33 protein-coding genes are annotated in these 24,304 nt (G+C 65.6%); 16 read left to right on the top strand and 17 right to left on the bottom strand.

Features of this window, described 5'->3' with window-relative positions:
- Nucleotides 1–50 precede the first annotated feature (50 nt).
- From K3172_RS04095 to K3172_RS04115, 5 genes are all read left to right on the top strand, one after another.
- Nucleotides 51–455: a GFA family protein gene (locus K3172_RS04095; RefSeq protein WP_221587219.1), complete on the top strand. Its 405-nt coding sequence runs from the start codon at nt 51–53 to the stop codon at nt 453–455.
- Between the two features lie 415 nt (nt 456–870).
- Nucleotides 871–1,788, top strand: coding sequence for an alpha/beta hydrolase (locus tag K3172_RS04100; RefSeq protein WP_221587221.1), 918 nt, complete (start codon nt 871–873; stop codon nt 1,786–1,788).
- Nucleotides 1,788–2,216, top strand: a complete 429-nt coding sequence (locus K3172_RS04105) for a COG3650 family protein (protein ID WP_221587223.1) — start codon at nt 1,788–1,790, stop codon at nt 2,214–2,216. Before K3172_RS04100 ends, K3172_RS04105 begins: the two co-directional genes overlap by 1 nt.
- Complete coding sequence (locus K3172_RS04110) at nt 2,213–2,566, top strand: hypothetical protein (RefSeq protein WP_221587225.1); 354 nt, start codon at nt 2,213–2,215, stop codon at nt 2,564–2,566. Before K3172_RS04105 ends, K3172_RS04110 begins: the two co-directional genes overlap by 4 nt.
- Entirely contained in the window at nt 2,559–3,011 is a 453-nt protein-coding gene (locus tag K3172_RS04115) for a DUF3429 domain-containing protein (RefSeq protein ID WP_221587227.1), read from the top strand. The genes K3172_RS04110 and K3172_RS04115 overlap by 8 nt, the downstream gene beginning before the upstream one ends.
- On the opposite strand, the gene K3172_RS04120 is transcribed toward K3172_RS04115, so the two are convergent.
- Complete coding sequence (locus tag K3172_RS04120; RefSeq protein WP_221587229.1) at nt 3,008–3,340, bottom strand: Mpo1-like protein; 333 nt, start codon at nt 3,338–3,340, stop codon at nt 3,008–3,010. The two genes, K3172_RS04115 and K3172_RS04120, sit on opposite strands and share 4 nt — an antisense overlap.
- A 9-nt stretch (nt 3,341–3,349) precedes the next feature.
- Complete coding sequence (locus tag K3172_RS04125) at nt 3,350–4,774, bottom strand: S41 family peptidase (protein ID WP_221587231.1); 1,425 nt, start codon at nt 4,772–4,774, stop codon at nt 3,350–3,352.
- Nucleotides 4,775–5,005: 231 nt separating this feature from the next.
- Here K3172_RS04125 and K3172_RS04130 point away from each other — a divergent pair, with 231 nt between their 5' ends.
- Both K3172_RS04130 and K3172_RS04135 read left to right on the top strand, forming a co-directional pair.
- Nucleotides 5,006–5,590 (top strand): YbhB/YbcL family Raf kinase inhibitor-like protein, encoded by a 585-nt coding sequence (locus K3172_RS04130; protein WP_221587233.1) that lies wholly within the window; start codon nt 5,006–5,008, stop codon nt 5,588–5,590.
- A 25-nt stretch (nt 5,591–5,615) separates the two neighbouring features.
- Nucleotides 5,616–5,867, top strand: coding sequence for an SWIB/MDM2 domain-containing protein (locus K3172_RS04135; RefSeq protein ID WP_160608914.1), 252 nt, complete (start codon nt 5,616–5,618; stop codon nt 5,865–5,867).
- Between the two features lie 3 nt (nt 5,868–5,870).
- Here K3172_RS04135 and K3172_RS04140 read toward each other — a convergent pair whose 3' ends face one another.
- Genes K3172_RS04140 through K3172_RS04150 form a run of 3 tightly spaced genes read right to left on the bottom strand, consistent with a single transcriptional unit; the run spans nt 5,871 to nt 6,990 of the window.
- Nucleotides 5,871–6,269 carry a DoxX family protein gene (locus tag K3172_RS04140; RefSeq protein WP_221587235.1) on the bottom strand — a complete coding sequence of 133 codons (399 nt, stop codon included), beginning with the start codon at nt 6,267–6,269 and terminating at the stop codon, nt 5,871–5,873.
- Entirely contained in the window at nt 6,266–6,703 is a 438-nt protein-coding gene (locus K3172_RS04145; RefSeq protein ID WP_221587236.1) for a cupin domain-containing protein, read from the bottom strand. Before K3172_RS04145 ends, K3172_RS04140 begins: the two co-directional genes overlap by 4 nt.
- Nucleotides 6,700–6,990, bottom strand: a complete 291-nt coding sequence (locus K3172_RS04150) for a DUF427 domain-containing protein (protein WP_221587238.1) — start codon at nt 6,988–6,990, stop codon at nt 6,700–6,702. The genes K3172_RS04145 and K3172_RS04150 overlap by 4 nt, the downstream gene beginning before the upstream one ends.
- Nucleotides 6,991–7,060: 70 nt before the next feature.
- On the opposite strand from K3172_RS04150, the gene K3172_RS04155 reads away from it, so the two are divergent.
- On the top strand, nt 7,061–8,329 hold the full coding sequence (locus K3172_RS04155) for a dipeptidase (protein ID WP_221587240.1): 1,269 nt from the start codon (nt 7,061–7,063) through the stop codon (nt 8,327–8,329).
- Nucleotides 8,330–8,339: 10 nt separating this feature from the next.
- On the opposite strand, the gene K3172_RS04160 is transcribed toward K3172_RS04155, so the two are convergent.
- The 9 genes from K3172_RS04160 to K3172_RS04200 form a co-directional block, all read right to left on the bottom strand.
- On the bottom strand, nt 8,340–8,531 hold the full coding sequence (locus K3172_RS04160; RefSeq protein ID WP_221587242.1) for a DUF3008 family protein: 192 nt from the start codon (nt 8,529–8,531) through the stop codon (nt 8,340–8,342).
- Nucleotides 8,531–8,758 (bottom strand): hypervirulence associated TUDOR domain-containing protein, encoded by a 228-nt coding sequence (locus K3172_RS04165; protein ID WP_221587244.1) that lies wholly within the window; start codon nt 8,756–8,758, stop codon nt 8,531–8,533. The genes K3172_RS04160 and K3172_RS04165 overlap by 1 nt, the downstream gene beginning before the upstream one ends.
- 16 nt (nt 8,759–8,774) lie before the next feature.
- The gene (locus tag K3172_RS04170; protein WP_247717919.1) at nt 8,775–9,101 is read right to left on the bottom strand and encodes a hypothetical protein; all 327 of its coding nucleotides are present in this window, start codon (nt 9,099–9,101) and stop codon (nt 8,775–8,777) included.
- Between the two features lie 83 nt (nt 9,102–9,184).
- The gene (gene dapD, locus K3172_RS04175; protein ID WP_221587246.1) at nt 9,185–10,009 is read right to left on the bottom strand and encodes a 2,3,4,5-tetrahydropyridine-2,6-dicarboxylate N-succinyltransferase; all 825 of its coding nucleotides are present in this window, start codon (nt 10,007–10,009) and stop codon (nt 9,185–9,187) included.
- 47 nt (nt 10,010–10,056) lie between these two features.
- A complete protein-coding gene (locus K3172_RS04180; protein WP_221587248.1) occupies nt 10,057–11,136 on the bottom strand; it encodes a phosphotransferase family protein in 1,080 nt (359 codons plus the stop codon).
- Nucleotides 11,136–12,224 carry a Zn-dependent alcohol dehydrogenase gene (locus K3172_RS04185; RefSeq protein ID WP_221587250.1) on the bottom strand — a complete coding sequence of 363 codons (1,089 nt, stop codon included), beginning with the start codon at nt 12,222–12,224 and terminating at the stop codon, nt 11,136–11,138. Before K3172_RS04185 ends, K3172_RS04180 begins: the two co-directional genes overlap by 1 nt.
- Entirely contained in the window at nt 12,224–13,558 is a 1,335-nt protein-coding gene (locus K3172_RS04190) for an acyl-CoA dehydrogenase family protein (RefSeq protein WP_221587252.1), read from the bottom strand. The genes K3172_RS04185 and K3172_RS04190 overlap by 1 nt, the downstream gene beginning before the upstream one ends.
- A gap of 90 nt (nt 13,559–13,648) precedes the next feature.
- Nucleotides 13,649–15,118 (bottom strand): MFS transporter, encoded by a 1,470-nt coding sequence (locus tag K3172_RS04195; protein ID WP_221587254.1) that lies wholly within the window; start codon nt 15,116–15,118, stop codon nt 13,649–13,651.
- On the bottom strand, nt 15,118–15,978 hold the full coding sequence (locus K3172_RS04200) for an SDR family NAD(P)-dependent oxidoreductase (RefSeq protein ID WP_221587256.1): 861 nt from the start codon (nt 15,976–15,978) through the stop codon (nt 15,118–15,120). Before K3172_RS04200 ends, K3172_RS04195 begins: the two co-directional genes overlap by 1 nt.
- A gap of 179 nt (nt 15,979–16,157) precedes the next feature.
- On the opposite strand from K3172_RS04200, the gene K3172_RS04205 reads away from it, so the two are divergent.
- The 3 genes from K3172_RS04205 (at nt 16,158) to K3172_RS04215 (ending at nt 19,409) form a co-directional block, all read left to right on the top strand.
- Nucleotides 16,158–17,342, top strand: coding sequence for an acyl-CoA dehydrogenase family protein (locus tag K3172_RS04205; RefSeq protein ID WP_221589005.1), 1,185 nt, complete (start codon nt 16,158–16,160; stop codon nt 17,340–17,342).
- Between the two features lie 3 nt (nt 17,343–17,345).
- On the top strand, nt 17,346–18,485 hold the full coding sequence (locus K3172_RS04210; RefSeq protein ID WP_221587258.1) for an acyl-CoA dehydrogenase family protein: 1,140 nt from the start codon (nt 17,346–17,348) through the stop codon (nt 18,483–18,485).
- 117 nt (nt 18,486–18,602) lie between these two features.
- Nucleotides 18,603–19,409, top strand: coding sequence for an SDR family NAD(P)-dependent oxidoreductase (locus tag K3172_RS04215; protein WP_221587260.1), 807 nt, complete (start codon nt 18,603–18,605; stop codon nt 19,407–19,409).
- A 45-nt stretch (nt 19,410–19,454) separates the two neighbouring features.
- Here the strand turns inward: K3172_RS04215 and gmk are convergent, their stop codons facing one another.
- The 3 genes from gmk to K3172_RS04230 are packed head-to-tail and all read right to left on the bottom strand — an operon-like array spanning nt 19,455 to nt 21,097.
- Nucleotides 19,455–20,102 (bottom strand): guanylate kinase, encoded by a 648-nt coding sequence (gene gmk, locus K3172_RS04220; RefSeq protein WP_221587262.1) that lies wholly within the window; start codon nt 20,100–20,102, stop codon nt 19,455–19,457.
- Between the two features lie 37 nt (nt 20,103–20,139).
- A complete protein-coding gene (locus K3172_RS04225; protein WP_221587263.1) occupies nt 20,140–20,553 on the bottom strand; it encodes a hypothetical protein in 414 nt (137 codons plus the stop codon).
- Between the two features lie 40 nt (nt 20,554–20,593).
- Complete coding sequence (locus K3172_RS04230; protein WP_221587265.1) at nt 20,594–21,097, bottom strand: SspB family protein; 504 nt, start codon at nt 21,095–21,097, stop codon at nt 20,594–20,596.
- 114 nt (nt 21,098–21,211) lie between these two features.
- Here K3172_RS04230 and hisB point away from each other — a divergent pair, with 114 nt between their 5' ends.
- From hisB to hisF, 5 genes are all read left to right on the top strand, one after another.
- Nucleotides 21,212–21,805: an imidazoleglycerol-phosphate dehydratase HisB gene (gene hisB / locus K3172_RS04235; RefSeq protein ID WP_221587267.1), complete on the top strand. Its 594-nt coding sequence runs from the start codon at nt 21,212–21,214 to the stop codon at nt 21,803–21,805.
- The gene (gene hisH / locus K3172_RS04240) at nt 21,798–22,424 is read left to right on the top strand and encodes an imidazole glycerol phosphate synthase subunit HisH (RefSeq protein ID WP_221587269.1); all 627 of its coding nucleotides are present in this window, start codon (nt 21,798–21,800) and stop codon (nt 22,422–22,424) included. Before hisB ends, hisH begins: the two co-directional genes overlap by 8 nt.
- A gap of 109 nt (nt 22,425–22,533) precedes the next feature.
- Nucleotides 22,534–23,262, top strand: coding sequence for a 1-(5-phosphoribosyl)-5-[(5-phosphoribosylamino)methylideneamino]imidazole-4-carboxamide isomerase (gene hisA / locus K3172_RS04245; RefSeq protein ID WP_221587270.1), 729 nt, complete (start codon nt 22,534–22,536; stop codon nt 23,260–23,262).
- Nucleotides 23,259–23,483, top strand: coding sequence for a hypothetical protein (locus tag K3172_RS04250; RefSeq protein ID WP_221587272.1), 225 nt, complete (start codon nt 23,259–23,261; stop codon nt 23,481–23,483). The genes hisA and K3172_RS04250 overlap by 4 nt, the downstream gene beginning before the upstream one ends.
- Nucleotides 23,480–24,253, top strand: a complete 774-nt coding sequence (hisF, locus tag K3172_RS04255; protein ID WP_221587274.1) for an imidazole glycerol phosphate synthase subunit HisF — start codon at nt 23,480–23,482, stop codon at nt 24,251–24,253. Before K3172_RS04250 ends, hisF begins: the two co-directional genes overlap by 4 nt.
- Nucleotides 24,254–24,304: the final 51 nt, after the last annotated feature.

The following is a 24,304-nucleotide window of genomic DNA, read 5'->3' on the forward strand; positions in this document are numbered from 1 at the left end:
AACGCCAGCGGACTAGTCTCGATCCTTCACGCGAAGGAGGAGGCGAGAGCATGAGCAGGACAGAGGGCGGATGCCTGTGCGGCAAGGTCCGCTACGGGTTCGATGGCGAACCGGCGGCCGCGATGGTGTGTCACTGCACCCATTGCCAGAAGCAATCCGGCAGTGCTTTCTCGACGATCATCGGCGTGCCCGAAAGCGCCCTCGAGGTGAGGGGCACCCCTACGAGCTATGCCGACAGCGGCGAAAGCGGCAAGTCGGTCGAGCGCATCTTTTGTGGCACATGCGGCTCGCCGCTGATCTCGAAGGTGGAGGTCGCGCCGGGGATGGCGTGGATCAAGGCCGGGACGCTGGACGACACCGGCCTGTTCGATCCGGCCATGCATATCTGGACGCGCAGCAAGCAGTGCTGGGTGGATACGGGCGCGCTACCCGCATTCGACACGAACCCCGCCTGAGGCGCGACGCAGAATCTGCCAAATCCGGCGGCGGTTACGCACAGCCGGATTGCAGGTGGCCGTAACAGTCATTCGCGATATCGCACGCGGGATCCCGTCCCGCGCAGCCTTACGATCGGTATGACGGACTGCGCAATCGAACCTACCATCAGGAGGTACGACAGCACGGCATGAACGGCTTCGGTCAGCAGCAGAGACAGGTCTACAACCGCTTCGCCCTGCAGCGTTCGCCGCAGAAGTTCTGCGGCATCGCGGCGGATGTGGCGCGCGAGGCCAGTGTGGTGGCGCCGGAGCAGCTTTCGCCGGCATCGCCGCACCTTGTCGCGCGCCTGGAGGGTGCGCTGCGCTCAGCGCCGCTTGCCTCGCGGGGCGCGTACGCTAGGCTGGTCTCCCGGGTCGAGGGAGAACTGTATCCATGCCAAGCCTGCGTGCGCGCCTCGTCAATCTTGCCCTGCCGTTGCTCGGCATCAGGCGCTTCTTTTCGCAGCCGGAAAAGCTGGACGAGCGGATCGCCGCGCTGCGCGAGAAGCCGTCGATCCGGCCGCGTCGTGCGCTCTACGAGGAGTTCGCCATCACCGAGGATGCCTCGCACGGCTATCCGGTGGTGACGATCGCGCCGAAGGGCGGCGTGCAGCCGGGGAAACCGCACCTCTTCTACCTGCATGGCGGCGGCTATGTGATGGATATCGCCGCAGTCCATTGGGACAGCATCGCCCGGCTGTGCCGCGACCTCGGGGCGTCGGCCACCGTGCCGCTCTACCCGCTCGCGCCGGAGCACAAGGCGGACGAGATCCTGGCTGCGATGCGCGCGCTATATGGCGAACTGGTCCAGCGGCACGCGGCAAGCGAGATCACGATCATGGGTGACAGTGCGGGTGGCGGCATGTCGCTCGCCCTCGCGCAGATGCTGCGCGCCGATGGCGGCCCCATGCCCGCTTCGCTGGTGTTGTTCTCCCCCTGGGTCGATGCGACGGCGAGCGCGCCGGGCCAGAAGGCCATCGAAAGCCGCGACCGGATGCTCGCGGTCTCGGGGCTCAAGGCCTGCGGCGAGATGTATCGCGGCGCGCTCGCGGTGGACGATCCGAAGGTCAGCCCGCTGTTCGGGCCGCTCGAGGACCTGCCGCCGATGGCGATTTTTTCAGGCACCAGCGACATCCTGCTGGTCGACGGGCAGCGGCTAGACCAGCGCCTGCGGGAACTCGGCTCGACGACGCACGTCTATCGCGAATACGACGGCATGTTCCATGTCTGGATGCTGCTCCCCGTGCCCGAAGGGACGCAGGCGCTCGGCCAAGCCGCGGACTTCATCCGCACTCACAACGGACGGACCTGATGATCGAGAGATTTTCCCTGCTCCTGCCGCTTGCCTGCCTCGCGGCTTGCCAGTCGGCGGGCGACCAAGGCGAGAGCGGTCCGAGCGAGGCTTTCGACGGGATCGCCGCGGAGGAGACGGTACGCTTCACCGGTACCGAACCGTTCTGGGGCGGCGAAATCGCCGATGGTGCGGCTCGCTATTCCACGCCCGACAATCCGGACGGCACGACCTTCACGGTCGAGCGATTTGCCGGGCTCAACGGGGTGAGCTTCAGCGGCGAGCTGTCCGGCTCGCGGTTCGACCTGATGGTGACGCCGGGCACATGTTCGGATGGCATGAGCGACCGGACCTACCCCTTCACCGCGACGCTGATGATCGGCGACGAGACCCGTGAAGGCTGTGCCTGGACCGACGCGCAGCCCTATACCGGAGAACCGCAGCCGTGAGCGGCCGGGTTCCGCGCGGCTGGCGCATCTTTTTCTGGGCGGCGGCGGCCTATAATCTCGTGATTGGGCTTGGCGCGTTTCTCGATGCGGCATGGGGCTCGCCCGATGCGGTGGGGGCGGTGCTGATCGTCGGTTTCGGCATCATCTACGCGCTGGTCGCCCGCGATCCGCTGCGGTTCGCGCCGGCCCTGTGGGCGGGCATCCTCGGCAAGGGCATGGTGGTGGCGATGCTCGGGCCGCCCAACTGGTTCGGCGGAGGCGACGCGGCCATCGGCGCGATCGTCGCTGGCGACCTGCTCTTTGCGCTGGGCTTCCTCGCCTTTCTGGTGCACGCAAGGCCCCATGCGTAGCGTTCCCGCGCTTCCCCGCGCGCTCGGCCTGGCCGGCCTGTTGCCGCAATTCGCCTGCGTCGCGGCGCTCTATCTCGGGCCGGAGGAATGGCGCTACGCCGCGCAGGCGATCGCGTTCGGCTACGCGGCGCTGATCTTCAGCTTCCTCGGCGGGCTCTGGTGGGGCATCGCGGCGATGGCACCTGCGGCGCAGAACCGGCGCACGCTCGGCTGGGTGTGGGTCGCAGCCGTCATGCCGAGTCTGATCGCGCTCGTCGCCTACCTGCCATGGGTGTTCGGCGAAACCTGGCCGGAGCCTTCGCTGGTAATGCTCGGCGGCGGGATCCTGATGAGCCTTGCGGTCGATGCCAAGCTGCGCGGAATAGCTCCCGCCTGGTGGATGGCGTTGCGGGTGCCGCTGTCGCTCGGCCTCGGGCTGGCGACCGTGGCGGCAGCGCTCGCCTAGACGGCGACGCCCGCGCGCTCGAGTTCCGGGCGCAACCGGCGGGTCAGCCACAGCCACCACATGCGGAAATCGGCAGCGAGACTCCACAGCGGATAGGTGAAGGTCGCCGGGCGATTCTTCTCATGCGCGAAATGCGCGACCCACGCGAAGAGATAGCCCGCAACCGGCATGGCGGCGAGCAACCACCAGCTCTGGCTGATGATCGCCGCAATGCCGATCAGGACGACTAGCGTCGTGCCGATGTAGTGCAACGCGCGGGTGCCGGGCCGGGCATGTTCGCGCAGGTAGAACGGCCAGAACTCGGCGAAGGTTGCAAAGCGGTCGGTCAACTCTGCAACCTAGTACAGACCCGGGATGCGCAGCTGCGCCGCGGTCGGCCGGTCCGGCCGCATAAGCTCGCGCTGCGGCAGGCCGCCTTGCGCGACCGGACCCTTGCCCCCGGCGGAAATCGCCGTGCAGGCGCGCCCGCCCAGGAAGTCGAGCGCTGCCGAGATCGAAGCCTCGCGCGGATCGCCCAGCGGGAGGAGATAGTCGTCCTCCGCCGCGCAGGTCCTTGGCATGACCGATGCGAGACCGTCGTAATAGCCGCCACCGTCGTTGGCATTGACCGTGCGGAAGGCCACGACCCTCAGCCGGTCATCGCAGGCGGAGCGGTCCCGCGCGATCTGGCCGACGGGCTTGCCGTAGGTGTTGCTGCCGACCAGCGCGATATTGTTGCCGAGGTAGGGGATGAAGGAATTGGGCACCAGCTCGCTCGCCGAAGCCGTGCCCCCGGTGCCGATGATCGCCAGCTTCATCGCCGAAATCGCCTGGGGCTGGCTGGCGAAATTGTAGGTGTCGTTGTTCGCGCTCTTGGTGTCGCGGAACAGCGTCGTCGCGAATTCCTGTCCGACCTTGTCCGCCGCCAGCAGATCGCCGAGCAGCTCCGCCACCGACACGAGCCCGCCGCCATTGTAGCGGAAGTCGAGGATGACCTGATCGATCCCCTGCCGCCGGAATTCGGCGAAGACTTGGCGCAGCTGGCGCGCGGCATCGTCGATGATGAAGGTGCGCAGGTTGACATAGCCGACCTTGGTCCCGCCATTGTCGAGGACCACGGCGCCGTAGCGGTCGGAAATCGGGTCGAGTGCGTACTCTTCCTTCACCACCGTGACGGTGGCCTGGGTGCCGCCGGGCTGGCGGATGGTGAGGTTGCGGCTGACGCCGGGCTCGGACGGGCCGAGGGCCTGGCTGACGGCGCCCGCTGGATTTGCCGGATTGGCAGCCATGATGCTCGACACCGTCGTGCCGTTGATCGCGACGATCTCGGTCCCCCGATCGATGGATTGCGCAAAGGCCGGGGCGCTCTCGAACGCCTCGACGACGAACACGCGGCGCGCGGCGGTGTCGTAGCTGAGGCGAATGCCGAAACCGGCGTTCGAGCCGTTCTGGATGAGGTCGTTCTCTTCCTGGATGGAGGTGATGTAAGTGAAATAGCGATCGCGGTTCTGCGCCCGCGCGGGCTGGACGAGGGCGTCGATATACGACTGTACGTCGTCATAATTCGCCTTGTTGACCGCTGTGTCGAGCAGATCCGGGAACAGGTACCACTCGTTCAGCTGGGACAGGACCCAATCCTGGCGATCGCCGAGCGAGCATCCGCTGCCGCCGGTATTGCCGCCTCCGCCACCGACGGTCCCGCCGCCTCCACCGTTGCCGCCGCCCCCGCAGGCTGAGAGCGAGAGGGCGAGTGTGGCGCTCAGAATGGTGCGACCCATGGTCATGGCATTGGCTCCCGGACTGTATGCGAACGACGTCGCTGCAGCCCTCTTCGATGCGCGATTAACCCGGGCTGATCAAGCAGAGCTGCGATTTCCGCTTCCGTCGAGGGCGATTTCGACGATTTAAGGGGGAAAACCCTGCAAATTTACCTCCGACGCATGGTTTTCGCTTCCTGCGTGTGCCTTAGTCCCGCCTCGAAGGGCCTAAGACGCGCCCTCGCCAGAGGAGTTGGGATGTCGAGCGGAGTACCGGGTTGGGTCGAACAGGCTGTCGGCGGAGGAGCGGTGCCCGCGGCGCTGACCCTTGCCAGGGTGGCCGACGAACGAGTCATGGGCCGTTCGGGCTTCGCCCTCACCAGCGTCGCCTTCCGCCATGGCGGAGAGCTCGACCCGTCGTTCACTGCCTGCGAAGAGGACTCGGTCGCGCCGCCGCTCGAATGGACAGCGCCGCCACCCGGCTCGCAGGAAATCGTGCTGGTGGTGGAAGATGCCGACAAGGGGCATGTCCACTGGACGGTTTGGGGCCTGCCGCCGCAAAAGGGCAAGTTGCTCGAAGGCGAGGTGCCCCCGCGCACGGGCAAGAACGCGCACGGCAATTCCGAATGGCTGCTGCCCGACCCGCCGCTGGGCGAAGAACACCGCTACGTATTCCAGCTTTTTGCGCTCGACCTCCCGCTCACATTGATGCCGGGGGCGACGCATGAGGAACTCGTCCAGAACCTGGACGGACACGTGACCGCCGCCGCGGTCCTCACCGCCCGTTTCGAAGGCCATGAGGTCGAGGAATGGGACGCTGATGATCTCGGCGACGATGACTGAAGCATAGCCAAGGAAAGGATTAGTCATGGCTGGCAAGAACAACGCACTGCAGAAGCCGGTGAACCTGACGCCGGAACTCGAAGCCGTCGTCGGCAAGGGGCCGATGACCCGCGCCCAGGTGACGTCGAAGGTGTGGGATCACATCAAGGCGAACAACCTGCAGGATTCCAAGGACAAGCGCATGATCAACCCCGACGCCAAGCTCGGCGCGGTGATCGGCAAGGACCAGATCTCCATGTTCAAGATGACGGGCGCCGTCTCGAAGCACATGAGCTAACGGTCATCGGCGGCGTAGCGGCCAGTCCGTTACGCCGCCGGTCCACAGCGCCAGCCAGACGAGGATCGGCTGCGCGAACATCCTCGGCACGTGATAGCCGAGCCCGAACCCGCCATCCGGGCGCGCCATGTCGAGCGCGAAGTGATGGATATTCGCGGGGAATACGCAGACCGCATAGGCGGCTAGCCCAATCGCCCCGGCCTTTCGAAGACTGGTGGAGAATGGCTGCAGCAGGGCAGCGGCTCCCAGCAATTCTGCGATCCCGGTCCACAGCACGATGGCCTCGGGCTCCGGCACCCATGGCGGCATGATCAGCAGAAACGGGTCGGGCCTCGCGGTATGAGCGTAACCCGCGAAAGCGTAGAAGATCGCCAGGAGCCAGCGAAGCGCGGAGCGGATCATGGGCCCGGTTCCCAGTCAGCTTCGGCCAGTTCGAAGCCCGCGAATTCGAAGCCCGGCGAGACTATGCACGAGACGAGCGTATAGCCATGCAATCCTTCCAGCGGTCGCGCAGCCTGCCACCAGCCCGCAGGGATGACATGCTGAGGGGTCTGTCCGGCAAGCACATCGGGGCCGAGTTCGATCGTCTCGGGAGCTGCCGCATCACCTTCGGCCAGGCCCAGGGCAATCGGGTCGCCCGTGTGCCACAGCCAGATTTCGGCGGCATCGACCTTGTGCCAGTGCGAGGCTTGCCCTGGTTCGAGCAGGAAGAGGATCGCCGTCGCACTCGCCCGCTCGCGATCGCCGGAGGGCGCGCGCCAGGTCTCTCGGTACCATCCTCCCTCGGGGTGCGGCTGAAGACCGAGCCGTTCGATGATCGCGCGAGCTTCGCTCACTCCTCGAGGACCTCGACGCCCTTCCAGAAGGCGATTCGGTCCTTGATCTCTGCGGCGGCCTCCTTGGGGCTGGGATAATACCACGCCGCGTCCGTGTTGATCGCGCCACCGGCGTTGATCGAATAGTAATGCGCGGTGCCTTTCCAGGGGCAGACGGTGGTGGTCTCTCTCGGCGCCAGCACGCCGCGCGCCACGTCGCTCGCCGGGAAATAGTGGTTGCCCTCGACGACCACCGTGTCGTCGCTCCGGGCCAGAGTTTCGCCGTTCCAGCTTGCAGTTACCGTCATCGTCGAAATCCTTTTCTTGCGCTGCGGGTTTGCTAGGACAGCCCGCAAGAAAGCCAGGGGTTCCTCAGACATGCGCCATTTCGCCCTCGCCGCCGCCGTCCTGCTCGCCGCCAGCCCGGCCATGGCGAAGGACACGCCCGAACAGGTCGCGGCAAGGGCGCTTGAGGCGGCGCCTGTGTGGGACGGGCATAACGACGTGCCGATCCAGCTGCGCGGCCGGTTCGGCAACCGGATAAACGGCTTCGATTTCGCCGATACGCTAGACACGGCCACCGCAGACAGCAAGGCCATGCACACCGACCTTGCGCGCCTGCGGATCGGCAAGGTCGGGGCGCAATGGTGGTCGGTCTATGTCAGCGCCAGCCTGCCGGAAGCCGAGGCGGTCCAGGCGACGATCGAGCAGATCGACGTCACTAAGCGACTGGTCGCGCGCTATCCCGAAGCCTTGCAGATGGCCCTGACGGCGGACGACGTCGAGGCGGCGATGCAGGCGGGGAAAGTTGCCTCGCTCATGGGCATGGAAGGCGGCCACTCGATCGGCTCGAGCCTGGCGGTGCTCCGCCAGATGTACGATCTCGGCGCGCGGTACATGACGCTGACCCACGGCAAGACCCTCAGCTGGGCCGATAGTGCAACCGACGCGCCGAAGCATGACGGGCTCAATGCCTTCGGCATGGACGTGGTGCGCGAAATGAACCGCATCGGCATGCTGGTCGATCTCAGCCACGTCAGCGAAGCAGCGATGCATGATGCGCTCGACGTGGCGCGTGCCCCGGTGATCTTCAGCCATTCGGGCGCGCGCGCTATCAACGGCCACCTTCGCAACGTTCCCGACAGCGTCCTTGCGCGCCTGCCGCAGAACGGGGGGCTGGTCATGGTGGTGGCGTTGCCGGCGTTTCTTACCGAGGACGTTCGCCAGCAGTCGGCAAATCGAGCGGCGGAGGAGGCGCGTCTCAAAGTGCTTTATCCGGGCCTGCCAGACGAGGTAGAGTCGCAACTTGCCAAGTGGGATGCCCAAAACCGTCCGCCCGTTTCCAGCATCGCCGACATGGCCGACCACATCGACCATATCCGCGATGTTGCGGGGATCGATCATATCGGCATCGGCGGGGATTACGACGGAATGCCCAACGGGCCGGTGGGGATGGAGGATGTGACCGGATATCCGGCGCTGTTCGTCGAACTCGCCAAGCGTGGGTATTCACAGCAGGATCTCGAAAAGATCGCCTCGCGCAACATGCTGCGCGTGATGCGAGGGGCGGAGGCCGTTGCCGCGAGCCAGACCCGGGTAGCGCCCATCGAATATCCGGCAGGCGAGCCGCGCGAGGCGGGCGACTGACGGCACCGGCTCAGTCGTCGCTGGCGGTGTCCGGCAAATCGGAGCGTTCGGTCGAGGCCATGTCTTCCAGCTCGGCTTCGGTCATGCTGTCGTACATATCCCCGGACGCACCCTGCAGGTCGCCGACATCGGCTTCGCCGCGCTTTGCGGCGAGTGCCGCGCCTGCAGCCTGCTGTTGCGCCTTGCTCCGCGCCTTTGCCATCAGCTGGCGGCCGACAGTTCCGAGCCGAGCTTGAGGACTTCGTCCCCGTCCTCCTGCTCGATCAGGTAGGCCGGGTCGTCTTCGGAGCCCTTGCGAGTTACTTCGCTCCCCTTCAGCGTGCGGGTCACCTTGCGCTCGAAGCGTTCCTTGACCTGCCCCTTGGCAGTCCCGCTGCCCCAGTCCCACTCGACGTGCTGGCTGGTTCGATACCTGTTGGAATTGCTCATGCGACCTCTCGGGTTATCAGTTTTCGATGACTTCGATCCCGTCTTCGGTCGTGGTCTGGTCCCCGATCGTCGGCTGGGTATCGTCGCCGAGATCGGTCGTGGGAGTGGTGCCGACAATGCTGTCGGTCCCATCGCCTTCGTCTTCCATCGACTGGATTTCACCGCTGACGGTGGCTTCTTCCTCGACGTCGCCCTGCATCAGCGCGGGGACGATCCAGGTGATCGACAGCAGGATGATGGCGAGCAGCAGGCCGCCGGCAAGGACCCAGCGAACCACGCCCTCTTTCGAGCCGCCGCTGGCTTCCTCTTCATCGAGATGTACGTGTCCGTCGTGTCGTTCCATGGCGTATAGCCCTCCCTTGTTGTGCGACCACAGCAGGCTTTACGCCCGGAATCGGCGAATGTTCCCCGTGCTGGGGCGTCAATTCAATCGCGCAGCAGGTCGTTGATGGCGGTCTTCTCGCGGGTTTGCGCGTCGACCGTCTTGACGATGACCGCACAGGCGAGGCCCGGGCCGCCGTCCTTGCCGGGCATCGAACCGGGGACGACGACCGAGTAGGGCGGAATGTGCCCGCGGATCACTTCGCCGGTGTCGCGGTAGACGATCTTGGTCGACTGGGTGATGAAGACGCCCATCGCGACCACGCATCCTTCGCCCACGATGACGCCTTCGACGATTTCGGAACGCGCCCCGATGAAACAATTGTCGCCGATGATCGTGGGGTTGGCCTGCATCGGCTCCAAGACGCCGCCGATTCCGGCCCCGGCCGAGATATGGCAGTTCTTGCCGACCTGCGCGCACGATCCCACCGAGGCCCAGGTGTCGATCATCGTCCCTTCGCCGACATAGGCGCCGATGTTGACGAAGCTGGGCATCAGCACGCAGCCGGGCGCGATGTAGGCGCCCTCGCGAGCGATCGCTCCGGGCACGACGCGGAAACCGGCCTCGCGGAAACGGGCATCGTCCCAGCCGGCGAACTTGCTCGGCACCTTGTCGAAGGCGGGGTGCCCGGCGCTGCCGCCGTCGATCACGCGGTTGTCGTTGAGCCGGAAGCTGAGCAGCACGGCCTTCTTGAGCCACTGGTTGACCTGCCACCCGCCCTGGCCGTCGGGCTCGGCCACGCGGCCCTTGCCGCTGTCGAGCAGCGCCAGAGCGGCCACCACTGCCTCGCGCACGTCGCCCGATTGCGGCGTGACGTTGGCGCGGTCGTCCCACGCGGCTTCGATGCGGCTTTCGAGGTCGGCGCTCATGTCATTCTCCGTCTGTGTGCGGAGCATCCGTTAGCAGGCGCGCCGCGCTAGTCCATCCCCGCGGCTTGCGCGAACTGGTAGGCGCGCTCGACCAGCGGCGCGACACGCTCGGACATCGACTTCGCATGGGCCGAAGACGCCGTCCCGTCGATCACGCGCTTCTTGATCCCCTGCATGATCCCGGCGAGCCGGAACAGGTTGTAGGCGAAATACCAGTCCATCGGCGGCACCGGATAGCCGGTCTTCGCGACATAGCGATCGACCGCTTCCTGCTGCGAAGGGATGCCAAGCGCATTGAGATCGAGCCCGAGCAGACCTGCGCGCCCGTCATGCGGATTGTGCCAGTTGAGCATGAGATAGCTGAAGTCGGCGATCGGATCGCCCAGCGTCGAGAGCTCCCAGTCGAGCACCGCGAGCACGCGGTTGGCGTCCTTCTCGAAGATCATGTTGTCGAGGCGGTAGTCGCCATGGACCACGCTGCTCTCGTGCTGCGGCGGGATGGTCTGCGGCAACCACTCGATCAGCCGCTCCATCTGCGGCATGTGCTCGGTTTCGGAGAGCTTGTACTGCTTCGACCAGCGCGAGATCTGGCGCGCGCAATAGTCGGTCGGCTTGCCGAAGTCGGACAGGCCGATTGCGTCGGGCTTGCGCAAATGCAGTTCGGCCATGGTGTCGATCATGGCGTTGTAGATTTCGCGCCGCTCTTCGGGCGTATTGTTGGGCAGCGACCCGTTCCACAGGCTCCGTCCGTCGGCGAGGCCCATCACGAAGAACTTGGAGCCGATGACCTCGGGATCTTCGCACAGGCCATAGGTTTTCGGCACGGGGAAACCCGTCGGGCCGAGCGCGTGCATGGCCTTGTATTCGCGGTCGACCGCATGCGCGCTGGGCAGCAGCTTGCCGAAAGGCTGGCGGCGCAGCACGTATGACCTGTTCGGCGTATCGATCCGGTAGGTCGGGTTCGACTGCCCGCCCTTGAACTTCGAATAGCTGATCGGCCCCTCGAAGCCCTCGACATTGGCCTCGAACCAGGCGGTCAGCGCACCCAGGTCCATCTTGTCCGCCTCGGACACCTCGGTCGTGCCGACCATTTCCTTGTCGAAATCGATCGCCTGCTCGTCCGCCATCAGTCGAACACCACCACGCTGCGGGCGGAGGTGCCCTGTTTCATCTTCTCGAAACCCTCGTTGATCTTCTCGAGCGGGATCCGCTCGGCGATGATCGTGTCGAGGTCGAGCAGGCCGCGCATGTAAAAGTCGACAAGGCGCGGCAGGTCGACGGGGAAGTGGTTCATTCCCATGATCGCGCCCTGCAGCTTCTTGCCGGAAAGCAGGTCCATCGCCCCGAGCCCGACTTTACAGTCCAATGGCATCATGCCGAGGATCGTCGCCGTGCCGCCGCGGCGCAGGACCTTGACCGCGAGGTCTGCCGAAGCCTGCCGGCCGACGGCTTCGATCGCATGGTGTACACCCCCGCCACTGATCTTCATCACCTCGTCGACCGCATTGTCGGCCATGGCATCGACCGTGTGTGTTGCACCGAGCACTTCGGCGAGGTCGCGCTTCTCCTTGATCGGGTCGATCGCGATGACCTTTCCCGCGCCGGCGATCTTGGCCGCATTAATGGCGGCCAAACCGACGCCGCCGCAGCCGACCACCGCCACGCTTTCGCCGGGCACCACTGAGCAGGCGTTGAAGATCGTGCCGGCACCGGTCGTCACCGCACAGCCGATCACGGCGGCCCGGTCCAGCGGCATGTCCTTGTCGATGGCGACGCAGGCGTGCTCGTGGATCAGCATCTGTTCGGCAAAGGCCGACAGGTTGAGCATCTGGGCGACAGGACCGCTGCCATCCGCGCGCATGATGCGCGGTTTGGCATCGGGGGCGCGGCGCGTATCCGCGCCCATGCACAGCGCCATCCGGCCGGTGACGCAGAACTCGCAGTGGCCACAGAAGGCCGAGAGGCAGGAGACCACGTGATCCCCCGGCTTCACGGTCTTCACTTCGCTGCCGACCGCGCGCACCACGCCCGCCGCTTCGTGACCTGGGATCGCGGGAAGCGGGTGCGGATAGGCGCCGTCGATGAAATGCAGGTCCGAATGACACAACCCGCAGGCCTTGGTGTCGATCAGGACCTCGTGCGGACCTGGATCGGCGAGCTCGACCTCGCCGATCGTGAGCCCGCCGACCTGCTCCAGGATTGCAGCCTTGGCCATCAGCGCGTCGCCCCCATGTCGCCCGAGCTGAGGTTGTCGTTGCCCGAGGTCGGGACAGCGCCTTCGCGCAGGGCATTGGCGGTCGGGCCCTGCTCCGGCATGTGCTTGGCGAATTCCATCCGCGCGATCGAGCGGGCGTGGACTTCGTCCGGCCCGTCGGCAAGCCGCAGGGTGCGCTGGTGGGCATAGGCACTGGCGAGACCATAGTCCTCGCTCACGCCGCCGCCGCCATGCGCCTGGATCGCATCGTCGATGATCCGCAGCGCCATGTTGGGCGCCTGCACCTTGATCATGGCGATTTCCTGCTTGGCGGACTTGTTGCCGACCTTGTCCATCATGTCCGCAGCCTTGAGACAGAGCAGGCGGGTCATGTCGATGTCGATGCGGGCACGCGCCACGCGCTCTTCCCAGACCGAGTGCTTGTAGATCGGCTTGCCGAAGGCCTCCCGCTCCTGGAGGCGCTTGCACATCTTTGCCAACGCTTCCTCGGCTACGCCGATGGTGCGCATGCAGTGGTGGATGCGGCCCGGGCCGAGGCGGCCCTGCGCGATCTCGAAACCGCGGCCTTCACCCAGCAGCATGTTGGTGACGGGCACGCGAACGTCCTTGAGCTCGACTTCCATATGGCCGTGCGGTGCGTCGTCATAACCGAAGACGGGCAGGTGGCGGATGATGTTCACGCCCGGCGCGTCGTTCGGCATCAGCAGCATCGATTGAGCGGCGTGGCGACCGGCGAAAAAATCGGTCTTGCCCATGACGATCGAGACCTTGCAGCGCGGATCGCCGAGGCCGGACGACCACCACTTGCGGCCGTTGATGACGTATTCGTCGCCATCGCGTTCGATACGGGTTTCGATGTTCGTGGCGTCGGAGGAGGCGGTGAAGGGCTCGGTCATGAGGAAGGCGGAGCGGATCTCGCCGTTCATGATCGGGGTGAGCCACTGCTCCTTCTGCTCGCGGGTGCCGTAGCGATGGAAGACTTCCATGTTGCCGGTGTCGGGGGCGGAACAGTTGAACACTTCGGAGGCGAAGCCGATCCGGCCCATTTCCTCCGCGCACAGCGCATATTCGAGGTTCGTCAGGCCCGGGCCTTCGAATTCGTAGGTCTCGTCGACATGGTGGTGCCCGTCGTTGCGCGGCGGCATGAACAGGTTCCAGATGCCTTCGTTCTTGGCCTTGGCCTTGAGCTCCTCGACAATCGGGATGACCTTCCAGCGGTCGCCCTCGGCATCCTGCGCCTTGTACGTCGGCACGGCGGGGCGGATGTGATCCTCGATGAAGTTCTTCACCCGGTCGCGCCAGTATGCTTGCCTCTCAGTGGGTTCGAAATCCATCGTCTTGGTCCTCTTCTCTCTTGATTCCGTTGCTAGGTGAAACTGGCACGCCCTGAAGGCCGCGCCAAGCCATGTTTCAGGTCAGGCGCCTCACGGGTGCATCCCTTCGGCGTCCGGGTCCATGCGCGCGGCGCCGCTCAGGATGGCGAGCCGTTGCTCGTGACTGGCGCGATCGATCGGGAAGCGGCGCAGCACGAACAGGCCGGTCACCCCGACCGCGACCAGCGCGATCACATAACCGAGCGCGAGATTGGCGATGATGCCTCGCGAGACTTCGCCCGGTGCCGAACCGATCGGGAAGGCGGCCCAGCTGATGATCTGCCCGGCCAGGAAGATGCCTGCCCCGGTCGCGCATTTCTGCATGAAGAAATAGCCCGCGAAGAACAGGCCTTCGCTGCGGCGGCCCGTTTCGGCCTGCGACGCCTCGACGACGTCGGCCATCATCGAGCTCGACAGCACCATCAGCACGATTGCGCCTGTGTTCACGAAGAAGGTCATAGCGAACATAGCCACCACCGACGGCTTGTCCGGCAATCCCGGGAACAGGTCGAAGTAATACAGCAGGAACAGCGATGCGTTGAAGGCCAGCGAGGTCGCGCCCGCCACCATCGCCGCTTCGCGCTTGCCCAGCCGTTTTGCCAGCGGCGGGATGATGACGAAGGCAGTCAGCATCGTTGCGAACAGCAGCAGGCCGTAAAGGACCTTCTCCAGCTGGGTAAACTGCCACAGGAAGCCGAGGAAGTAATTCGTCAGCGAGAAGGCGATGCCCTGGTTGGTGAAGGCGAAGAGCGCCGCGAACACCAGCCACAGGAACGCCCGGTTGGAGAGCGTCTTGCGCATTTCGCGTGCCACTTCGCGCAGCCCGCCCGCCTGCCTCGGCTGGGGTGGCGAGGGGTGGGCCACGCGCTTGTGCTGGCCCATTGCGGACACCAGCACGGCGACGGCCATCAGCGTCGCGCAGGCGATCGCATAGGGGCCGTAGCCGCGCGGGTCGGTCTCGCCTGCTTCGCGGAAGAACACGCCATAGGCGAGGATCAGCATGAGCAGACCGCCGGCCCAGCCGAACAGGAAGCGATAGCGCATCAGCACCGTGCGCTCGTCGTAATCGCTGGTCAACTCGGGCACGAGCGCGACCGAGGGAACCTCGCACATGGATACGAGCGAGCGGACCACGATCGCCCAGCCGATCAGCCAGGTGAGGACGAAGGCCGTGCTGCCTTCGGGCGGGCTCCACAGCATCATCCAGGCAAGCGCGAGCGGGATGGGCGCGGCATAAAGCCACGGCAGGCGGCGACCCCAGCGGGTGTTGGTGCGGTCGGTCAGCTCGCCGATCACCGGATCGACGAAAGCATCCGCGATCAGCGCGACCATGATGGCTGCGCCGACCAGGCCTGCGTCGATGCCGACCACCTGGTTGTAGAACAGCAGCAGGAAGGTGGCGAAGCCGTTTTCCTTCACGCCATAGGCGATCGACCCGAAGCCGTGGAACAGCTTGAGCCGCGTAGGCAGCTGCTCCGCCGGCGGCGGGGCGATCGTATCACGGGGAGCGGCGGTTGCCATCAGCCGGCTTGCTGGGCCTGTCTGGCCTGCTCTTCCATCGCCTCGAGCGCCGCGAACAGGCCCGGCTCTTCGGGGTCCCAGCTATGCCGCGGGCCGAGCGTGATGCCGCCGTCGACGATCATCGAGGCCCCGGTCATGAAGCTGGCCGCATCGCTGGCAAGGAAAGCTACCGCATTGGCGATGTCGATCGGCTGGCCCCCGCGGGCGACGGGCTGCGCGTCGGACGACATCTGGGCGATGGCGGCCTTGGCCATGTCCTTCATCTCGCCCGTGATCTCCAGGCTGGAGGTGAAGATGTTGGTGTTGATGAAGCCCGGCTGGATCGCGTTTACGCGAATGCCGAACTGCGCGAGGTCGGTCGCGGCGCATTTGGTGAGGTGCAGCACGCCCATCTTGGCGACGGCGTAGGCGGTGGGCGAATAGCCGGGGCCGACCGCGGCGACGCTCGAGACATTGACGATGCTCGCCCCCTTGCGCCCTTTCATGTGCGGCACGGCATAGCGGATGCCCATCGCGACGGACCGCAGCAGCAGGTCCATCGTGCGGTCCCATTCATCCGGCTCGATCTCGTAGATTGGCGGACGCGCGCCGCCTGCACCCGCATTGTTGAACACCACGTCGATCCCGCCGGTCTCGCTGGCCGCACGGTCCATCAGCGCCCTGATCGCCGCCGGATCGCAGACGCTGCATTCCACGAAGCGCACGTCGCCGTCGGTCTCCGCAGCCAGTCTCTCGCCGCCTGCAGTGTCGATATCGCTCGCGAAAACGGTCGCGCCTTCGCTGGCGAAAAGCCGCGTGGTTTCCGCGCCGATACCCGATGCGGCGCCGGTTATGACGACCGTCCTGCCAGAGAATCGCATGCCTACTCTCTCCCCGAATTTCTCCGCCGCCAGCTTAAGCGCGCTGCCCTGCTCGTCAACGCATTCCGGCTGACGCTACGGCAATGCGAGGCGTCGCGAGGGCCCTTGCACCGCTCATGCGAATCACCCTAACGTAAGCGTCAACATACCGGACTTTTAGAAGAGAGAGGATTCGGATGATGTCCGATAGCGACCTAGAGACCTTCCGCGCCGAAACGCGCGCCTGGCTCGAAGCCACTTGCCCACCCGAAATGCGCGAACCGGTCGAGACCGAGGACGACGTTTACTGGGGTGGTCGCAACGCGACCTTCAAGAACGACGCGCAGAAGGCCTGGTTCGAGGCCTGCCGCGACAAGGGCTACACCGTGCCGAGCTGGCCCAGGGAATACGGCGGAGCCGGTCTCTCGCCCGCCGAAGCCAAGGTGCTGCGCGAGGAAATGAGCCGCATCAACGCCCGCAGCCCGCTCCACAGCTTCGGCATCTGGATGCTCGGCCCGGCGCTGCTGCACTTCGGCACGCACGAACAGAAACTGCGCTTCCTCAACGAAATCGCGCGCGGGGAAATCCGCTGGTGCCAGGGCTATTCGGAACCGGGTTCGGGATCGGACCTCGTGTCCCTGCAGACCTTCGGCGAAGACAAGGGCGACCACTGGGTCGTCAACGGCCAGAAGATCTGGACCTCCTACGCGGACAAGGCCGACTGGATCTTCTGTCTCGTCCGCACCGACAAGGGAGACAAGTACCAGGGCATCACCTTCATGCTGTTCGACATGGCGAGCCCCGGCGTGTCGACCAAGCCGATCCTGTTGATCAGCGGCAGCTCGCCGTTCTGCGAAACCTTCTTCGACGATGTGAAGGTGCCCAAGTTCTATGCCGAAAACGTGCCGGCGCAGGCGGGCGAGGTCAATCGCGGCTGGGATGTCGCAAAGTATCTGCTCGGCCACGAGCGCTCGATGATCGCCGAAACCGGCGGCAACGATCGCGCCGTCTCGCTCGGCTCGATGCTGTCGCGCAACATCGCGCCCGATCCGGTGCTCCGCGCCGAACTCGCCCAGTTCGATGTCGACGCACTGGCCTTCACCGCCATGACCGAAAAGTTCATGGACGAGGCCAAATCGGGCAAGGGCCATCCCGCCCAGCCCAACATGTTCAAATACGCCGGGACCGAGCTCAACAAGCGCCGTCTCGAACTGGTGATGGCAGCGGGCGGCAGCGCCGCGCTGGAATGGGAGAGCGAGGCGACCGCCGGCGGCAAGTCGGCGCGCGACTGGCTCCGCACCAAGGCGAACAGCATCGAGGGCGGCACGTCCGAAGTGATGCTGAACGTCGTCGCCAAGCGTATCCTCGACCTTCCGGGAGCCTGATCCATGCCGCTTTATTACGACGACGACCAGACGATGCTGGCCGAAACCGCCAGCCAGTTCATGGCCGAGGAAGGTTCGATCAAGAAGCAGCTGCGCCATTGGCGCGACCGCAATTGCAAGGACGGGTTCGGCCACGGGCTGTGGCAGCAATTCGCCGAAATGGGCTTCACCGGCATGCTGGTGGGCGAGGATGACGGCGGGCTCGGCATGGGCCAGGTCGAAGCGGGCATCGTGCTCGAAGAGATCGGTCGCAATCTGACGCCCTCACCGTTCCTCTCGTCCTCCGTGCTGGCGGCGACGGCCCTGAAGCACGGCAGTGCCGATGTGAAAGGCCGCTGGCTGCCCGGACTGATCGCGGGCGAGAAGGTCTATGCCGTCGCGATCGACGAAGGGCCCAAGCATCGGCCGGAACGCATCGCCTGCAAGGCGGAGCGTTCGGGCAACGGCTTCCGCTTGTCGGGCAAGAAGGACTTCGTGGTCTATGGCGCATCGAGCGAGATGATCGTCGTGGCGGCCCGCACCTCGGGTAGCGAAGCGGATAGCGACGGGGTGACGCTGTTCGCCGTGCCGCAGGATGCGGCGGGCATGAGCCACGACAGCGTCCGCCTGGTCGACAGTTCGATGGCCAGCCACGTGACCTTCGACGGTGTCGAGCTCGATGGCGATGCGGTGATCGGCGAGGTCGACGGTGGTCGCGAAATCCTCGATGCCGTGCTGCGTGCCGGCCGGGTCGGCGCTGCAGCCGAAGGCGTCGGCGTTGCGCGCGGTGCGATGGACATGACCGTCGACTATATCAAGCAGCGCAAGCAGTTCGGCCGACTGATCGGCGAATTCCAGGCGCTGCAACACCGCGCGGCGCACCTCTACTCCGAGGTCGAGATCGCCCGCGCGGTCACCGTCAAGGCGGCCCAGCTACTCGATGCAGGCGACGAGAAGGCCGACCTCATGGCGAGTGTCGCGAAGGCCAAAGTGGCCAAGGCCGCCGGCCTGGCGGTCCGCGAAGGCGTGCAGATGCACGGCGGCATCGGCATGACCGACGAATACGACATCGGCCTCTACATGAAGCGTGACCGGGCGCTGCAGGAGTTCCTCGGCGACCAGTATTACCACGCCAACCGCGTGGCCGAGATGAGCGGCTACTAGGTCGTTCCTGATCCTTCGACAGGCTCAGGATGAGCGGTGTTGGGGCTCAGGCACCCCTTCCGCTCAGGCTGAGCTTGTCGAAGCCCACGCTTTACGGAATTCCCAGGGAGTTATGCAATGAACCTGCAAGACCTGTTCGGCCTCGAAGGCCGTGTCGCCGTCGTGACCGGCGGCAGCCGCGGCATCGGCAAGATGATCGTCGAAGGCCTGCTCGCCGCCGGTATCGCGCGCGTCTACATCGTCGCCCGCAAGAAGGAGCAGGTCGACGAAACCAGCGCCGAACTGGGCGAGAAGGTTATCGGCCTCGTGGGCGACCTCAGCCAGATGGACGGCATCCAGCAACTGGCCGACGAGATTGCCGCACGCGAGGACAAGCTCGACATCCTCGTCAACAACGCCGGGGCCGCCTGGGGCGAACCGTTCGAGGAATTCAGCGAGGCGGGCTGGCACCGCACGATGGACCTCAACGTCAAGACGCCCTTCTTCCTGACGCAGAAGCTGCTGCCGCTGCTCAAGAAGGCCGGGACCAAGGAGCGTCCCGCGAAGGTGCTGATGATCGCCAGCATCGACGGGATGAAGGTCAATCCCTGGCCGACCTATCCCTACCAGGCCTCGAAGGCCGGACTGATCCACCTCACCCGCCGCATGGCCGCCGAGCTGATCGAGCACAACATCGTGGTCAACGGCATCGGCCCGGGGGCCTTCCCCAGCGCGATGAACCGCGCGGCGCGCGACCATACCGAAGCGGTCGAGCGCGGCATCCCCTCGCACCGCGTCGGGGTGACCGAGGACATGGCAGGCGGGGCGGTCTACCTGCTGAGCCGCGCAGGCGATTATGTCGTCGGTACGACGCTTGCGATCGATGGCGGCGTGGTGAACGCCAACATGGGCGCGGGCAATTTCGTGGATCCTTCGGGGCACTAAGGAGGTTTCGCGCCGGGTTAGGGATCCGGCGCGGTTTGTCCGCGCTCAGCTCATCAGTTCGCGGACGAAGGGGATAAGCCCGGTCTGCCGCTGGCGCTTCATGCGTTCGGCGTCGAGGATTTCGCGGACCTTGGCGAAACACGCGTCCACATCCTCGTTGATCACGACATAGTCGTAGGCGTCCCAGTGGCTGATTTCGGCGCGGGCGCGTTCCATGCGGGCCTCCACGACATCCTCAGCGTCGGTCCCGCGGCTGCGCAGCCGGCGTTCGAGTTCGGCGATGCTGGGCGGCAGGATGAACACCCGCACCACGTCCTGCTGGTCCTTCTGGTAGAGCTGCTGCGTGCCCTGCCAGTCGATGTCGAACAGGAAGTCCTGACCTTCCTTCAGCGCGTTGCGGATGCGGCCCTTGGGAGTGCCGTAGCGATGGCCGAAGACGTGCGCCCATTCGTAGAAGTCGTCCTCCTCGACCATCCGGTCGAACTCGGCGTCGTCGACGAAATAGTAGTGGACGCCGTCCACCTCGCCCGGGCGTGGGGGGCGGGTGGTGACGCTGACCGACAGCTTGATCTCGTCGTCGGCCTCCAGCAGCATGCGGCTGATCGTGGTCTTCCCCGCGCCGCTGGGCGAGGAGAGGATGAACATCAAACCGCGCCGGGCGAGCTTGTCGGTGGGGGTCAGGGAATCGGCCATGTGCGCCTTTGGGCCAAGGCGCAGGGGCAAATCAAGGCTACTCGTCGGAGTTTGCTTGCTCGATCAGTTCGCGGTCGCCCTCCACTTGTTGGCGACGTTTGGATTTGCGGCGGTCGTACAGCGCCTTCGCGGCCGCGCCGCCACCGACGATCAGCGCGCCCGGCAGGCTGCGGCTGGCGACCTTGGCGAGACCGTAGGACACGACTGTCTGGCCGAGCGTGCGATTGCTCAGGATGTCGCTGGCGGTCTGCTTGCCGTAGCGACCCTTGAGGAAGCCCTTCTCGACGGTGCGGCGGACGATGTAGCTGCCCGCCCGGATGGCGACATCCGCCAGCATGATATTGGTCGCCGGATTGTCGGTCGGGCCCGGCACCTTGCGCTCGTCGTCGCGCTTGCGCCGGCGATCGCGCAGCTTCTGCCGCATGCTGGTTCTCGATGGCATTTTGGCCATGGTCCTGCCCCTCTTTCTGCCGGGACCGGCGCCCTGGCGCTTACTTCTTGCGGCCGAAATCGACCGTTACGACGTTGGAACCGTCGTCCGCTCCCTTAACGGCTTCACCATCCACCTGTTCCGACCCGTCGTTCTCGGGATGCTCGGTCGGGGCCGGAGCCATGTCGGCCACCGTCGCCTGGAACTGGAGGCCGAAATCGACCGCCGGATCGACGAACTGGGTGATTGCGGCGAAGGGAATGTCCAGCTCCGCCGGGACCTGGTTGAAAGAGAGTCCGACCGAGAATCCGTCTTCGCGCACGTTGAGGTTCCAGAACTTGTTCTGGAGCACGATGGTCATCTCGTCGGGGAAGCGTTCGCGCAGGCTGGCAGGGATCGTCACGCCCGGTGCATGCGTCTTGAAGGTGATGTAGAAGTGATGCGCACCCGGCAGCTCGCCGCCGGTATCCTCGATCTCTCCCAGCACCCGGCCGACCACTGCGCGCAGGGCCTCCTGCACGATGGAGTCGTAGGGGATCAGGCTGTCGGGCGTGTCGTCGCTCATGCGGGCCTAGGTGATACCCCGCGGCCCTCCGGTCAAGCGGTTTAAGGCGGACTTTACCCTGCAAGTAGGTGCATTTTCTTGCGCATTCGCCCCCGCGCCTCTAGCGCGGCCCCCATGCGAACAGGCCGTATCGAGCGCAACACTGCGGAAACGAAGATTCTGGTCGAGGTCAATCTCGACGGGACGGGCGCCTATGATGTCGCGACCGGCATCGGCTTCCTCGACCACATGGTCGAACAATTCGCCAAGCATTCGCTCGTCGATGTGACGATGAAGGTCGATGGCGATCTGCATGTCGACCAGCACCACACGACCGAGGACAGCGCGCTGGCGCTGGGCCAGGCGCTGGCCGCCGCGCTCGGCGACAAGGGTGGGATCGCGCGTTACGGCAGCGCCTATTCGCCGATGGACGAGACGCTGGCGCGCGTCGCGCTCGATATTTCGGGTCGCCCCTATCTCGTGTGGAAGGCCGGGTTCAGCCAGGAAAGACTGGGCGAATGGGATACCGAGCTGATCGAGCACTGGTTCCACTCGGTCGCGCAGACCTGCGGGCTGACGCTGCATGTCGAGCTGCTCTACGGCACCAACAACCACCATATCTGCGAGGCGATCTACAAGGGCTTCGCCCGCGCCATGCGTGCGGCGGTGGAAGTCGACCCGCGCAAGGGCGGGGCGATCCCCTCGACTAAGGGGCAGCTCGGTGGCTGAGGTTATCGCCCTCGTCGATTATGGCGCGGGCAACCTGCATTCGGTCGAGAACGCGCTGAGGAAGGTCGGGGCCAGCGTCAAGGTCACCGCCGATCCCGATGTCGTGCGCGCAGCTGACCGGATCGTGTTGCCGGGCGTCGGCTCGTTCAAGGCCTGCGCGCAAGGGCTGCGCGCGGTGAATGGCGTGGTCGAGGCGATGCACGAGCGGGTATTCGTGGGCGGCGCGCCGTTCCTCGGCATCTGCGTCGGCATGCAACTGCTCGCGACGCGCGGGCTGGAGCATGGCACCACGCCGGGGCTCGACTGGATTTCTGGCGAGGTGCGGCTGATCAGGCCGACCGACGAGAGCGTGAAGGTCCCGCACATGGGCTGGAACGACGTCGCGCTGACGCCCCATGCAAAATTCCACGAAGTGGTGGACGAGGGCGAGGCCTATTTCCTCCATTCCTACCACTTCCATGCCGACAGCGGGAAGGACGTGCTCGCCATGACCGACCACGGCGGCGGGCTGGTCGCGGCGGTGGGCCGTGACAATATGCTCGGCGTGCAGTTCCACCCGGAGAAGAGCCAGCACTATGGCCTCGCAACCCTGACCCGTTTCCTGGAGTGGAAGCCGTGATGCCCGTTTCGTCCTTGCCAGCCCGCTCCCCCACCCGGCCACCCACGGCACGGTGTCTTATGGGTGGCCGGGTGGGGGAGCGGGCCGGCACCGCCACGAAAGCAAAAACATGATCGTCTTTCCTGCCATCGACCTCAAGGCCGGTCAGGTCGTGCGCCTAGCCGAGGGCGACATGGACCGCGCGACCGTCTATGGTGACAACCCTGCCGCACAGGCCACGCTGTTCGCCGAGGCGGGGGCGGGGCACCTGCACGTGGTCGATCTCGATGGTTCCTTCGCCGGATCGGCGCAGAACCGCGAGGCGGTCGAAAGCATCGTTGCGGCCTTTCCGGGCTACGTCCAGCTGGGCGGCGGCATCCGCAAGCGCGCGGACGTCGAGGGCTGGTTCGATGCGGGTGTGGCGCGCATCGTGATGGGCTCGGCGGCGCTCAAGGACCCGGAATTCGTCAAGGACATGGCCCGCGAGTTCGAGGGCGGGATCGTCGTCGCTGTGGACGCGAAGGACGGCATGGTCGCGACCGAAGGCTGGGCCGAGGTGTCCGACGTCCCCGTGGTCGATCTCGCCCGCCGGTTCGAGGATGCGGGCGTCGCCGCGCTGCTGTTCACCGATATCGGGCGCGACGGGCTGCTCAAGGGCGTCAATATTGACGCGACCGTTGACCTCGCCCGCCGGGTCGACATCCCCGTGATCGCCAGCGGCGGGGTGAAGGGGCTGGACGATATCCACGTGCTCTCGCTCTATGCGAAGGAAGGGATCGAGGGCGTGATTACAGGCCGCGCGCTTTATGACGGGCGGCTCGATCTGGCGGCGGCGATTGCGATGGCGGGGCGGGCATGATTCTCGCTCTCCTCTACCTTGCTTTCGCAATCGCTCTGTTCGTCGGGCAGGCGAAAGTCATTATGAAAGCGGTTCGCTTGCGAAAAGCTGGGCTTGGGCGTTTGACCTATGCACTGGACGAGCAACCCATCGGCTTCTGGGTCATGCTCATCATCGAAACCGCAGGACTGATGATGGTCGCAACATACCTGCTCGGTACCTTGGGAATTACCCTCCAATGACCGTCCGTGTCCGCGTCATCCCCTGCCTCGACGTGCGCGACGGACGCGTAGTGAAGGGCGTAAATTTCGTCGACCTCAAGGACGCGGGCGATCCAGTCGAGCAGGCACAGGCCTATGACCGCGCCGGTGCCGACGAGCTGTGCTTCCTCGACATTTCGGCCAGCCACGAAGGGCGCGGGACGCTGCTCGACATGGTCCGGCGAACGGCGGCGGTGTGCTTCATGCCGCTGACCGTCGGCGGCGGGGTGCGCAGCGTCGAGGATGCGCGGGCGCTGCTGCTTGCGGGTGCGGACAAGGTGGCGGTCAACTCGGCCGCCGTCTCGCGGCCCGAGCTGGTGCGCGAGATCGCCGAGAAGTTCGGCAGCCAGTGCGTCGTCGCATCCGTCGATGCGCGGGCGCGGACCGAGGGCGAGGGCTTTCGCGGTTGGGAAATCTATACCCATGGCGGCCGCAAGCCCACCGGGATCGACGCGGTCGAGCACGCCGAGCGGTTGGCGGAGTTGGGCGCGGGCGAATTGCTTGTCACGTCGATGGATGGCGACGGGACCAAGCGCGGCTACGATCTCGAACTCACCCGCGCGATTGCCGACAGCGTCTCGGTGCCCGTCATCGCCAGCGGCGGTGTCGGCACGCTCGACCATCTGGTCGAAGGCGTGACCAAAGGCCATGCCAGCGCGGTACTGGCCGCATCGATCTTCCATTTCGGCGAGCACACGATTGCCGAAGCGCATGCCGCGCTGCGCGAGGCGGGGCTGCCTGCGCGCGGCTGAAACCGTCCCGCGGCGGTACGTTTTCAGCATTTTACACGTGCCCGCCACATG

It is taken from the genome of Qipengyuania proteolytica (assembly GCF_019711565.1).
GTDB classification, from domain to species: Bacteria; Pseudomonadota; Alphaproteobacteria; order Sphingomonadales; family Sphingomonadaceae; genus Qipengyuania; species Qipengyuania proteolytica.

Excerpts from the sequence above, each read along its gene's own strand:
- K3172_RS04095 (WP_221587219.1), top strand. The coding sequence starts at position 51 with ATGAGCAGGACAGAGGGCGGATGCCTGTGCGGCAAGGTCCGCTACGGG.
- K3172_RS04100 (WP_221587221.1), top strand. The coding sequence starts at position 871 with ATGCCAAGCCTGCGTGCGCGCCTCGTCAATCTTGCCCTGCCGTTGCTC.
- K3172_RS04105 (WP_221587223.1), top strand. The coding sequence starts at position 1,788 with ATGATCGAGAGATTTTCCCTGCTCCTGCCGCTTGCCTGCCTCGCGGCT.
- K3172_RS04115 (WP_221587227.1), top strand. The coding sequence starts at position 2,559 with ATGCGTAGCGTTCCCGCGCTTCCCCGCGCGCTCGGCCTGGCCGGCCTG.
- K3172_RS04125 (WP_221587231.1), bottom strand. The coding sequence starts at position 4,774 with ATGACCATGGGTCGCACCATTCTGAGCGCCACACTCGCCCTCTCGCTC.
- K3172_RS04130 (WP_221587233.1), top strand. The coding sequence starts at position 5,006 with ATGTCGAGCGGAGTACCGGGTTGGGTCGAACAGGCTGTCGGCGGAGGA.
- K3172_RS04135 (WP_160608914.1), top strand. The coding sequence starts at position 5,616 with ATGGCTGGCAAGAACAACGCACTGCAGAAGCCGGTGAACCTGACGCCG.
- K3172_RS04140 (WP_221587235.1), bottom strand. The coding sequence starts at position 6,269 with ATGATCCGCTCCGCGCTTCGCTGGCTCCTGGCGATCTTCTACGCTTTC.
- K3172_RS04150 (WP_221587238.1), bottom strand. The coding sequence starts at position 6,990 with ATGACGGTAACTGCAAGCTGGAACGGCGAAACTCTGGCCCGGAGCGAC.
- K3172_RS04155 (WP_221587240.1), top strand. The coding sequence starts at position 7,061 with ATGCGCCATTTCGCCCTCGCCGCCGCCGTCCTGCTCGCCGCCAGCCCG.
- K3172_RS04160 (WP_221587242.1), bottom strand. The coding sequence starts at position 8,531 with ATGGCAAAGGCGCGGAGCAAGGCGCAACAGCAGGCTGCAGGCGCGGCA.
- K3172_RS04165 (WP_221587244.1), bottom strand. The coding sequence starts at position 8,758 with ATGAGCAATTCCAACAGGTATCGAACCAGCCAGCACGTCGAGTGGGAC.
- K3172_RS04170 (WP_247717919.1), bottom strand. The coding sequence starts at position 9,101 with ATGGAACGACACGACGGACACGTACATCTCGATGAAGAGGAAGCCAGC.
- dapD (WP_221587246.1), bottom strand. The coding sequence starts at position 10,009 with ATGAGCGCCGACCTCGAAAGCCGCATCGAAGCCGCGTGGGACGACCGC.
- K3172_RS04180 (WP_221587248.1), bottom strand. The coding sequence starts at position 11,136 with ATGGCGGACGAGCAGGCGATCGATTTCGACAAGGAAATGGTCGGCACG.
- K3172_RS04185 (WP_221587250.1), bottom strand. The coding sequence starts at position 12,224 with ATGGCCAAGGCTGCAATCCTGGAGCAGGTCGGCGGGCTCACGATCGGC.
- K3172_RS04190 (WP_221587252.1), bottom strand. The coding sequence starts at position 13,558 with ATGGATTTCGAACCCACTGAGAGGCAAGCATACTGGCGCGACCGGGTG.
- K3172_RS04195 (WP_221587254.1), bottom strand. The coding sequence starts at position 15,118 with ATGGCAACCGCCGCTCCCCGTGATACGATCGCCCCGCCGCCGGCGGAG.
- K3172_RS04200 (WP_221587256.1), bottom strand. The coding sequence starts at position 15,978 with ATGCGATTCTCTGGCAGGACGGTCGTCATAACCGGCGCCGCATCGGGT.
- K3172_RS04205 (WP_221589005.1), top strand. The coding sequence starts at position 16,158 with ATGTCCGATAGCGACCTAGAGACCTTCCGCGCCGAAACGCGCGCCTGG.
- K3172_RS04210 (WP_221587258.1), top strand. The coding sequence starts at position 17,346 with ATGCCGCTTTATTACGACGACGACCAGACGATGCTGGCCGAAACCGCC.
- K3172_RS04215 (WP_221587260.1), top strand. The coding sequence starts at position 18,603 with ATGAACCTGCAAGACCTGTTCGGCCTCGAAGGCCGTGTCGCCGTCGTG.
- gmk (WP_221587262.1), bottom strand. The coding sequence starts at position 20,102 with ATGGCCGATTCCCTGACCCCCACCGACAAGCTCGCCCGGCGCGGTTTG.
- K3172_RS04225 (WP_221587263.1), bottom strand. The coding sequence starts at position 20,553 with ATGGCCAAAATGCCATCGAGAACCAGCATGCGGCAGAAGCTGCGCGAT.
- K3172_RS04230 (WP_221587265.1), bottom strand. The coding sequence starts at position 21,097 with ATGAGCGACGACACGCCCGACAGCCTGATCCCCTACGACTCCATCGTG.
- hisB (WP_221587267.1), top strand. The coding sequence starts at position 21,212 with ATGCGAACAGGCCGTATCGAGCGCAACACTGCGGAAACGAAGATTCTG.
- hisA (WP_221587270.1), top strand. The coding sequence starts at position 22,534 with ATGATCGTCTTTCCTGCCATCGACCTCAAGGCCGGTCAGGTCGTGCGC.
- K3172_RS04250 (WP_221587272.1), top strand. The coding sequence starts at position 23,259 with ATGATTCTCGCTCTCCTCTACCTTGCTTTCGCAATCGCTCTGTTCGTC.
- hisF (WP_221587274.1), top strand. The coding sequence starts at position 23,480 with ATGACCGTCCGTGTCCGCGTCATCCCCTGCCTCGACGTGCGCGACGGA.